10 protein-coding genes are annotated in these 9898 nt (G+C 61.5%); 3 read left to right on the top strand and 7 right to left on the bottom strand.

Translation table 11 applies throughout. The annotated features are described in order from the left end of the window. Positions 1-109 precede the first annotated feature (109 nt). Both IQK56_RS29930 and IQK56_RS29925 read right to left on the bottom strand, forming a co-directional pair. Entirely contained in the window at positions 110-568 is a 459-nt protein-coding gene (locus IQK56_RS29930; RefSeq protein ID WP_193862237.1) for an REP-associated tyrosine transposase, read from the bottom strand. A 38-nt stretch (positions 569-606) separates the two neighbouring features. Then, complete coding sequence (locus IQK56_RS29925) at positions 607-1530, bottom strand: hypothetical protein (RefSeq protein WP_193862238.1); 924 nt, start codon at positions 1528-1530, stop codon at positions 607-609. A gap of 70 nt (positions 1531-1600) precedes the next feature. Between IQK56_RS29925 and IQK56_RS29920 the strand changes: the two genes are divergently transcribed. Further along, positions 1601-2758, top strand: a complete 1158-nt coding sequence (locus IQK56_RS29920) for a lactonase family protein (RefSeq protein ID WP_150676154.1) — start codon at positions 1601-1603, stop codon at positions 2756-2758. Between the two features lie 3 nt (positions 2759-2761). Here the strand turns inward: IQK56_RS29920 and IQK56_RS31875 are convergent, their stop codons facing one another. The 5 genes from IQK56_RS31875 to IQK56_RS29900 form a co-directional block, all read right to left on the bottom strand. After that, positions 2762-2974 carry a hypothetical protein gene (locus tag IQK56_RS31875; protein WP_425274658.1) on the bottom strand — a complete coding sequence of 71 codons (213 nt, stop codon included), beginning with the start codon at positions 2972-2974 and terminating at the stop codon, positions 2762-2764. Positions 2975-3029: 55 nt separating this feature from the next. Next, positions 3030-3452 carry a methyl-accepting chemotaxis protein gene (locus IQK56_RS31870; RefSeq protein ID WP_425274659.1) on the bottom strand — a complete coding sequence of 141 codons (423 nt, stop codon included), beginning with the start codon at positions 3450-3452 and terminating at the stop codon, positions 3030-3032. A 1628-nt stretch (positions 3453-5080) separates the two neighbouring features. Then, on the bottom strand, positions 5081-5371 hold the full coding sequence (locus IQK56_RS29910) for a DUF3144 domain-containing protein (RefSeq protein ID WP_193862239.1): 291 nt from the start codon (positions 5369-5371) through the stop codon (positions 5081-5083). 38 nt (positions 5372-5409) lie between these two features. Then, complete coding sequence (locus tag IQK56_RS29905) at positions 5410-6105, bottom strand: tRNA (adenine(22)-N(1))-methyltransferase (RefSeq protein ID WP_150676152.1); 696 nt, start codon at positions 6103-6105, stop codon at positions 5410-5412. A 13-nt stretch (positions 6106-6118) separates the two neighbouring features. After that, complete coding sequence (locus tag IQK56_RS29900; protein ID WP_150760325.1) at positions 6119-6829, bottom strand: FadR/GntR family transcriptional regulator; 711 nt, start codon at positions 6827-6829, stop codon at positions 6119-6121. Positions 6830-7168: 339 nt separating this feature from the next. On the opposite strand from IQK56_RS29900, the gene IQK56_RS29895 reads away from it, so the two are divergent. Then, positions 7169-8530, top strand: coding sequence for an MFS transporter (locus IQK56_RS29895; protein ID WP_150760326.1), 1362 nt, complete (start codon positions 7169-7171; stop codon positions 8528-8530). 19 nt (positions 8531-8549) lie between these two features. Beyond that, on the top strand, positions 8550-9875 hold the full coding sequence (gudD, locus tag IQK56_RS29890) for a glucarate dehydratase (protein WP_193862240.1): 1326 nt from the start codon (positions 8550-8552) through the stop codon (positions 9873-9875). Positions 9876-9898: the final 23 nt, after the last annotated feature.

The following is a 9898-nucleotide window of genomic DNA, read 5'->3' as shown; positions in this document are numbered from 1 at the left end:
TTGTCTGGAAAAACGGGGGCGGCTTGATGGGGCTCTGGCGCCAGCCCAGCGCGGGGCAAGCCCGCTCACCACAGAAGCCCGCTCACCACAGGGTATTCACTCTCCCTCCTCAAATCCACGCCGCATCCCACAACGAGTAATCGCCCACCCGATCCACCAAACCGGCTCGTAAAGGGTTGGCAATGATGTACCGCGCCATCTTGCGAAGATCATCTTCCGCACGCACCGCTCTATCGTGATAGCCGGGTTGCCAAACGCGCTCTTTGCTTTGACGCCGCCGGTTGATGACCAGCGTGCTGCGCGACTTAATACGTCGCACCACGCCTGCCAAATCCTGTTGTTTCAACTCAAACAACCAGTGAATGTGGTCAGGCATGATGACCCAGGCCAGAGACTCAACCAGCCCCATCTCATGAACCTGCCGGAGTTCGGCAACCAGCAGACGGCTCAGGTAAAGGTCGGTGAACAAGCGTTGACGCTGATGAACGACGACGGTGATGAGGTAGCTACGACCCTGTTCTGAATAACGACCGTGACGCAGACGATGGGATTGAGGTGTGGGGCGCATTCCGGTGCTCTTGGTGGAATTCCTGAAGAGCCTTAACGCTAGCGCGCAGTAGGAGATGAACAAGTATCACTTTTTGGCTGAATGTAACCTTGTGGTGAGCGGGCTTTCTCTAGCAGCTGTTGCAGCCACGGCGCATCTTGCGGGTTGACCACGCCATACCGGTCCGGCGGGAAAAACCGCCAGTGGTGCGCAACCTCCACCAGGCGTTTGAGTTCTTCGGCAGACAGCCAATAGTCCGTGTGGGTCAAGGCTATCGGTGCACCGTCAAACCGTCGGCCCAGCAGTACGTTCGTGCGGGGAGCGAACGCCAAGGACAGGTCACGGCAGGGTTGCATGCGCTGTTGCGCAGCGGGCATGCGCCCTACCCGGTCGTAGGTGAAAGGGCCGGGGTATTCGTCCTTGATCACCAGCCAGCGACCCGTCGTGGTCATGGCCACGACCCATTGCGACACCCCGCTGCTCTGGGCCTGTTCAAGCCGGCCGTTTTTCCATTGCATGAGGGTGTTGCAGTCCGGGTCGAAGTCCGAAGACCAAAGGCTCGTGCCCGATACCAGGGTGTGACGCTCCAACTCGACCACACCTTGACCCGGCATCGTCTGCCAGTAACGCTTGATCGGGTCGCGGGTGTCGCGCAGGTAGTTACGCAATGCCCACGCCGCCGTGAACACCAGCGTCGCCAGCGCCTGCCAGCCCAATGAATGGCCGATGATGCCGTCGACATCCAACCCCGGCGAGAAGACGGCGCGATACAGCAACAGGCTGAGCAAAAAAACCAGTGAGGGCAGGAACACGCCGAAACACAGCGGCGGCAGTAACACGGCGATCCAACTGAAGCGATGCCCGCTTGCGTGCTCGTGCGCCCAGGCGAGTTCCTCGGCGAGCATCGGCATGCGTTCACGCGGGCCAATGCCGGGATCAGGTGTCTGGAAGCGCCAGTACAGTGCGTTGGGGTCGTGATTCATGCCGCTCATCATGCCCGTGACGCGCCGCAAGATACACCGTCTATTGCCCAGATCGAAATACAGTCATACGATGACTGATCACAACCATAACAATAAAGGCTCACTCGTGAATAAACCCCTCATCATGGCCGCCGCTATTGCCTGCGGTCTCAGTGCACACGCCAACGCCGCGACCTTCGCGTACATTTCCAGCCCCGGCGATGGCCTGATTTCCCAGTACCGCCTGGACGAGAGCAGCGGCGCGTTGAGCCTGGTGAACCAGGTGACAGCCGGTGACCAGGTCAACCCCATGGCGCTGAGCCCCGACGGTAAAACCTTGTATGCGGCGTTGCGGGTCAAGCCGTTTCAAGTGCAGGGTTTCAGCATTGATCCGGCCAGCGGGCGTTTGACGCCGCAATCCAAAGCGCCGTTGGCTGAAAGCATGGCCTACCTCGCCACCGATCGCGCCGGACGTTTCCTGCTCGCGGCCTCTTACGGTGCCGACACCCTCAGCGTGCAGCCCATCGACAAGCCGGAACCGATCCTCACCTACAAAACCGGCCCCCACGCGCACTCCCTGCGCACCGACCCAAGCAATCGTTTTGCCTACGCCGGCAACCTGGGCAACGACCACGTGCTGCAATACCGCTTCGACGCCAACACCGGCGCACTCACGCCGATCGGCACCGGCTACGTGAGCGTGCCGACCAACACCGGGCCCCGGCACCTGGCGTTTTCGGCCAACGGTAAATACCTGTATGTGGTCGGCGAAATGAGCGGCACCGTCACTGCGTTTGCCATCGACGACAGCACCGGCGCGCTGACGCAGATCGGTGTGGCCAATGGCATTCCCACGCGCTTGAAGCTGGCTCACGGTGAAGTGCGTGATGCACGCAACAATGACTTGAAGGACGACCCCACACCGCGAATCTGGGCCGCCGACCTGCGCCTGTCACCGAATGGCACGCTGCTGCTGATGAGCGAGCGCACCAGCAGTTCGGTGTCAGCGTTTGCGGTGGACGCGGCGACGGGCGCTTTGAAGTTCCTCGACAACTACCCGGTCGAAGAGAAACAGCCGCGCAATATCGCGTTTTCGCCCAATGGCCAGTGGTTGCTGGTTACCGGCGAGAAAAGCGACAAGGTCGGTACCTACGCGGTCAGCGACACCGGCGCGTTGAAGCGCGTGGGTGAGGCGGCTTCGGGCAAAGGTGCGCTGTGGATTGAAGTCCTGCAGACCGCGGCCCAATAGCACTCAGCTCAAACGGAACCGCGCGGTGTTGTCACTCAACGCCTGACTGCCCTTGCTCAAGGTGTCCGCCGCTCGGTTGACCGCCCGTGCCCCATCCAGCAAACGCCCTGCCGCCTGGTCGACTTGCTGGATGTTGCCGCTCACTTCATCCGCCGTCGCCGCCTGCTCTTCCACCGCTGTGGCGATCTGCGCCAGGGTGTCGGTGACGTTCTGCACCGCGCCGCAATCTCGCCCAAGCGCGTGCCCAGGCCGGTGACGGACTCGGCGTCGGTCAACGCTTGCTCGCACGCGCGCCCATCAGCGTGACCGCCTGGCTCACGGTGGCGCGCAGGCTGTCGACGGTGCCGGCGATCTGCGCCGTGGACGCCTGGGTGCGCTGCGAAAGACTGCGCACTTCATCGGCCACTACCGCAAAGCCCCGACCCTGCTCACCGGCACGAGCCGCTTCAATGGCCGCGTTGAGCGCCAGCAGGTTGGTCTGCTCGGCAATGCCGCGAATGGTGTCGACCACCGACTGAATCTGCTGGCCCTGCTGGCTGACCTGCTGCAATGCATCGGCAGTGTCGGTCAGGCGCTGGTTGAGTTGCTGGATGCTGGCCGTGGTGCGCTGGCTGTCGCGGCTGCTGTCTTCGGCGATGCGTCGTGTTTGCTGGGCACTGCCCGACGCTTGTTCACAGCTTCTGGCGACGCCCATGGAGGTCGCCGCCAACTGCGTAGCGGCGGCAGCGATCTGGCTGATTTGATGCTGCTGGTCTTCGACTTCGCTGAGGGTGCTGCCCGATTGGGAATTGAGGGTGAGCACCGCCGAGCCGAGCTGCTGGGTTTCGTGGTTGACCCCCAACAAGCTGGTGCGCAACTGCACCACTGCGACGTTCAGCGCGGTGCTGATCAGCGCCAGCTCGTCGCGCCCTTGCACCGCCACTTCGACGCACAGGTTACCGTCGCGCAGGGATTCGGCCAGGGTGGTGATGCCGCTGGCACTGCGGCGGATGGAAGCCTGCAGGCACATGAACAGGTACAGCGCGGCCAGGGCCAGTACGCCGAAGACCATTGCAAGAGGAATGAAGCGTTTGTTCGCGTCGCGGTGGTAATAGCTCAAGCGCTCGTCCAGGGAGGTCAGCGACTGCACGCGCAGTGCGCTGAGCGAACCGAGCATGGCATCGACACTGCGCTCGAAACCGGCGGTATCGAGCTTGATGGTGCCACCGAACACGCCGTCATCCAGCACTTTAAGCTCGTTATCCAACAGTTGCAGGCTGTTGTCGTACTGCGCGGTCCAGGGCTCCATGCCCTCGAATTGCTTGGCCTTGAGCGAAGCAGCCGCCTTGACCAACTGGTCGCGAGCGTCGCCAATGCGGCCGCGCAGGTCGCGCATTTGCAAACGGCTTTGCAGGGTGAACTGCCCCGAAGCGATGGACGACTGCCCGACGCCCGCCATACGACCGATACGCTCGATCAGGTCCGGTGTCTGCTGTGTGCCCATCTGCATCAGCATGTAGGTTTCCAGCCAGGGATCGAGGATCAGCCCGGCGTCCAGGGTGATCTGTTCGCGCAGGGTTTGCATCGCGCTCAGTGCCGAGGTGAAACGGTCGTAGCCATCCGGCCACCAGCCCACCGTGCGCAGGGAAGCGGAGTCCATGCCTTTGACGGTGGCCTGCAACGCCTCGTAGCGCACGAGGATGTCGGCGCTGGCGTTCTGGGCTTTGAGCGCATCGCCCAAGGCTTGCAGGCTTTGCTGGATCAGCGGGAAATTCGAATCGACCTTTTCCATCGCGGCCTTCGCCGCCGGCGTCGGCGCGTGCAGGATGTCCGCCGCTTTCCAACGCGCAGCCAGGTTGCGCTGGGCCGTCAATTGGCCGTCCAATGCATCCAGGGCCAACAGTTGGCGCACGCCGGACTGCTCGGTGGAAATCACGCCTAATTTATCGCGATAGTCCTGGCCGATCATCCAGAGGCTCCCGGCCAGGGGCAGCATGAACAGGAAAAACAACAGTTGGAATTTGCGCGCAAACCCCATACGTCCGAGCAGGCGGATACCGGGTGATAACAAGCTGTGCATGTCCGACTACTCCCTCAAACAACCCACGTGGTGCACGGTGGGCCAAACCTTGAAATGACTAACGGCAAAGTGCCATGTCATTGATTGGCTTGGCTCTAGCAAGATACGGGCCGTTGGCGCACGGCCCTGAAATAGGGCGGGTTGTGCGTTTTTGGCGCCCTGGGCGTGCGCGAAAATGGGGCAAAAGCACTCAGGGTCAAAACATAGCTGTAACCATTGGCGCAGGCGTTGCGAGGACAGGATGAAAAGAGCGGACCCCTGGGCTACCTGGCCTGCATGTACTGGGCGAAATTCTTGATGTGATCGTCCAGGTTATCCTCAAGCATCATCCGGTACTGGTCACAGAAATACTTGAGCATCGCTTCACGCTCCTCGGCCATGTGCGCGCCGGATTTGAAGTTGCGTGCGCAAGCCCAGGCGTTGAACCGCGTCGTGCCGAACGTCATCGAGGCACTGACCTGGCCCAGGTGTTCGAAGGTTTTGAGTTGTTCGTTCGACAGTTCGATGTGCGCGTCGGCGCGATCGTAGAAGGCTTCGTCGGTAGCGTCTGCCATTGCGGGGTTCCTGGTAATCACGGTTGAATGAAGGGTTATCAAGCCAGCAGCGTGGTGATCCATCTGATCTGCCGGCTGAGTTCTTGCAGCTTCGCCTCGGGCACCGCTTGCAACGCCTGCTCAAAGCCCGCCAGGGTCTTCTGTTTCAGGCGCAACGCACGCTGCCACTTGGCTAAAAATACCGGACTGCGGGCCTGCATTTGCAGCGGGCCGAAGTACAGCTCCTCGGCGGTGTAGCTCATCGCGCCAGCACGCTCGGCCACGATGATTTCGTAATAAAAGCGGTTCTCGTGCAGCAGCTCTTCACTGAGGATTCGATAGCCGTTGTTCATCAACCACAGGCGCAGCGGTTGCTCACCGCCGTTGGGTTGCAGGACCAGGCGCTCAAGGCCGTTCAGGTGGGCTTTGCCAGCTTCGAGGATGTCGCGAATCGTCTCGCCGCCCATGCCGCAGAGGCTGATGACAGTGATAGCGTCACTCGCTTCGATGGCCGCTAGACCATCGGCCAGCCGCACGGTGATCTGCTGCTCCAGGCCATTGTCACGCACGGTGCGTTCGGCCGCCTGGAACGGCGTGCTCGCCACCTCCCCCGCCACCGCCGCCTCAATCACGCCACGGCGCAGCAACGCCACTGGCAGGTAGGCATGGTCCGAGCCGATATCGGCCAGGCGTGCGCCGTTCGGCACATGTGCGGCCACACGCTCCAGGCGCATGGACAAGGTGTGTTCGTTCAACCTGCGTTCCTTATCATTCCCCGGAAAATCGATCCCGGCTGTTAGTCAGATGCAACACCATGGCGGCGCGTGCGGCGTCCGGGTCCTGGCGTTTGATTGCATTGAAAATCGCCTCATGCTCCAGGTTCGCCAACTGCCCAAGCTTGGCAAAGTCCGCCCCGCCGCGCTCGTCACCCTTCACCTGGGTGCGCGGAATCATCGCACTGCCCAGGTGCAGCATGATTTCGGTGAAGAAGGTATTGCCGGTGGCTTCGGCGATCAACTGGTGGAAGCGCTTATCCTCTTCCACGCAGCTGTCGTTGTTGGCCAGGGAGGCCTGGTAGTCGTCCAGGGCTACGCGCATGTGGGCCAGGTGCGTGTCGGTCCTGCGCAGCGCCGCCAGCGCCACTGCTTGCACTTCCAGGCCCAGGCGCAGCTCCAGCATGTTGCGCACGCTGGCGACCGTGTCCACATGCAGGCGCAAGCCTTGCTGGGCACTCTGCTCCAGCACAAACGTGCCAATGCCGTGACGCGTCTCCACCAGCCCGGCCGCCTGCAGCTTCGACAGTGCCTCACGCACCACCGTCCGGCTGACGCCGTGCTCCAGCACGATGGTGGATTCCGACGGCAGCTTCTCACCCGGCTTCAACTGACCGAGCAGGATGCGCTGGGTCAGGGCGTCGACCACGCCCTGGGCCAGGTTGGTGGAGCGTTTACGCACGGGGATTGGGGTTTCACTGGGCATTGCTGCAGGTCCAAGGGGTTGGGCTGGGGGGAGCTTAACACCCAGACCCAGCACGTCGCCGAGGTTGATTGAAAAACCACTCAACTTGTATGACAACCAATCTGATTAGCAGATATCTCGACAGCGCCAGCCACCGTCAACGCTGGGTTCTTCACCGCCTACTTACCAGCATTACACCCAATAAACACTGACAAATAACCAAAACACTCACTCATCACAGGGCCTTATAAGCACAAAAACATCGAGTGCCGGATTGCGGACTACAGAAACGCACTTGTATGATGTCTATCAACAAGACACGCAAACCCACATAAAAATAACCAGGGGGAGTTTTGAATTGTGAACAATTCAAGCCATGCATCTGCCGCTCCACACAGTGATCCGGTCCTCGCACGTGCCGTGCGCAAAGTGAAGAGCCATGTGCTCCCACTGTTCGTGATCATGTTCATCCTCAATTACATCGACCGGGTCAATATCGGCTTTGTGCGCACGCACATGGAGCATGACCTGGGCATCGGCGCAGCGGCCTACGGGTTCGGTGCCGGGCTGTTCTTCATCGGTTATGCCCTCTTCGAAGTGCCTTCCAACATGCTGCTGCAAAAGGTCGGCGCGCGTATCTGGCTGACCCGCATCATGTTCACCTGGGGCATCGTCGCGACGATGATGGCGTTCATCCAGAACGAAACCCACTTCTACATCCTGCGCTTCCTGCTGGGCGTGGCCGAAGCCGGCTTCTTCCCTGGCGTGATCTACTACTTCACACGCTGGTTGCCGGGCGTGGAACGCGGTAAGGCGATTGCGATTTTCCTCAGCGGCTCGGCGGTGGCCTCGTTGATCTCGGGCCCGCTGTCGGGCGTGTTATTGCAGATCGAAGGCTTTGGCTTCCACGGCTGGCAATGGATGTTCGCCATCGAAGGCCTGGCCTCGGTGGTGATCGGTTTCTTCGTGTGGTTCTGGCTGGATTCCAAGCCCCACGACGCCAAATGGATGACCCGCGAAGAACAGGACGCTCTGGTCGGCGCCATCGACGAGGAACAACGCCAGCGTGAGGCGCTGACCAGCGTCAAGCCCACCATCGGCAAGCTGCTCAAGGACCGCCAGATCCTGCTGTTTTGCGCGCTGTACTTCTGCATCCAGCTGACCATTTACGCGGCGACGTTCTGGCTGCCGAGCATCATCAAGAAGATGGGTGACTTGAGTGATGTGCAGGTGGGCTTCTTCAACTCGATCCCGTGGCTGATCTCGATCATCGCCATGTACGCCTTCGCGTCGCTGTCGGGCAAGTTCAAGTTCCAGCAAGCCTGGGTGGCGGCGGCACTGCTGATTGCGGCGGCGGGGATGTTCATGTCCACCACCGGCGGGCCGGTGTTTGCCTTTGTGGCGATCTGTTTTGCGGCCATCGGGTTCAAGTCAGCGTCGTCGCTGTTCTGGCCGATCCCCCAGGGCTATCTGGATGTGCGCATCGCGGCGGCGGTGATCGCGCTGATCAACTCCATCGGCAACCTGGGCGGCTTTGTTGCGCCGACCACGTTTGGCTTTTTGGAGCAGACCACCGGCTCGATCCAGGGCGGCCTCTACGGGCTGGCCGGCACCTCGGTGCTGGCGGCGATCCTGGTGTTTTTCGCCAAGACCGCGCCCTCTGCCCCATCGATTTCGTCAAGTGTGGCGCCAACCAGCGCGACCCTCAGCAAACCTCTTTGAGCCTATTTAGGAACTTGCCATGACTACTCCCGTCGTTACTCACTTGCAGGTCATCCCCGTGGCCGGCCACGACAGCATGCTGCTCAACCTCAGCGGCGCCCACGGCCCGTATTTCACGCGCAACATCGTGATTCTCAAGGACAGCTCCGGCAACACCGGCGTCGGTGAAGTGCCGGGCGGCGAACGTATCCGCGAAACCCTGGAAGATGCGCGCAGCCTGGTGATCGGCCAACCCATCGGCCAGTACCAACGCATCCTCAACCAGATGCGCAGCACCTTTGCCGCGCGGGATTCGGCCGGCCGCGGCCTGCAAACCTTTGACCTGCGCATCACTATCCATGCCGTCACCGCCATGGAAGCGGCCCTGCTCGACTTGCTGGGGCAGTTCCTTGAAGTACCGGTGGCCGCTTTGCTCGGCGAAGGTCAGCAGCGCGACGCGGTGAAAATGCTTGGCTATCTGTTCTATGTGGGCGACCGCAATGCCACCAACCTGGCCTACCGCAACGAAGCGGATGCCGACGACGAGTGGTTCCGCCTGCGCCATGAAAAAGCCCTGACGGCCGAAGCCGTGGTGCGCCTGGCCGAAGCCGCCAAGGCCAAATACGGCTTCAACGACTTCAAGCTCAAGGGCGGCGTTTTAAGCGGCGACGAAGAGATCGAAGCCGTCACCGCCCTGGCCGAACGCTTCCCCGATGCACGCATCACCCTCGACCCGAACGGCGCCTGGTCACTCAAGGAAGCCATCCGCCTGTGCCGCGACCAGCACCACGTACTCGCCTACGCCGAAGACCCGTGCGGGGCCGAAAATGGTTACTCGGGGCGTGAAGTCATGGCCGAATTCCGGCGCGCCACGGGCCTCAAGACCGCCACCAACATGATCGCCACCGACTGGCGCGAAATGGGCCACGCGATCCAGCTGCAATCGGTGGACATTCCCCTGGCCGACCCGCACTTCTGGACGATGCAGGGCTCGGTGCGCGTGGCGCAGATGTGCAACGACTGGGGCCTGACCTGGGGTTCGCACTCCAACAACCACTTTGATATTTCCCTGGCGATGTTCACCCAAGTGGCCGCCGCCGCACCGGGCGACATCACCGCCATCGACACCCATTGGATCTGGCAGGACGGCCAACGCTTGACCCAGGAACCGCTGAAGATCGAAGGCGGTTACGTGAAGGTGCCGGCCAAACCGGGCCTGGGCGTGGACATCGACATGGACGCCGTGGCCAAGGCCCACGAGCTGTACAAGGGCATGGGCCTTGGGGCGCGGGATGACAGCGTGGCGATGCAGTTCTTGATTCCGGGGTGGAGCTATAACAACAAGCAGCCTTGCCTGGTGCGCTGAGCCCTCAAGACAAAGCCGGTCAA

Source organism: Pseudomonas cyclaminis, assembly GCF_015163715.1.
Taxonomy (GTDB): domain Bacteria; phylum Pseudomonadota; class Gammaproteobacteria; order Pseudomonadales; family Pseudomonadaceae; genus Aquipseudomonas; species Aquipseudomonas cyclaminis.
The sequence above is the reverse complement of the archived record's forward strand: the minus strand, read 5'-3'. Positions and strand labels throughout refer to the sequence as shown.

Coding starts and splice junctions, on each gene's coding strand:
- IQK56_RS29930 (WP_193862237.1), bottom strand. CDS start 568: ATGCGCCCCACACCTCAATCCCATCGTCTGCGTCACGGTCGTTATTCA.
- IQK56_RS29925 (WP_193862238.1), bottom strand. CDS start 1,530: ATGAATCACGACCCCAACGCACTGTACTGGCGCTTCCAGACACCTGAT.
- IQK56_RS29920 (WP_150676154.1), top strand. CDS start 1,601: ATGACTGATCACAACCATAACAATAAAGGCTCACTCGTGAATAAACCC.
- IQK56_RS31870 (WP_425274659.1), bottom strand. CDS start 3,452: ATGGGCGTCGCCAGAAGCTGTGAACAAGCGTCGGGCAGTGCCCAGCAA.
- IQK56_RS29910 (WP_193862239.1), bottom strand. CDS start 5,371: ATGGCAGACGCTACCGACGAAGCCTTCTACGATCGCGCCGACGCGCAC.
- IQK56_RS29900 (WP_150760325.1), bottom strand. CDS start 6,829: ATGCCCAGTGAAACCCCAATCCCCGTGCGTAAACGCTCCACCAACCTG.
- gudD (WP_193862240.1), top strand. CDS start 8,550: ATGACTACTCCCGTCGTTACTCACTTGCAGGTCATCCCCGTGGCCGGC.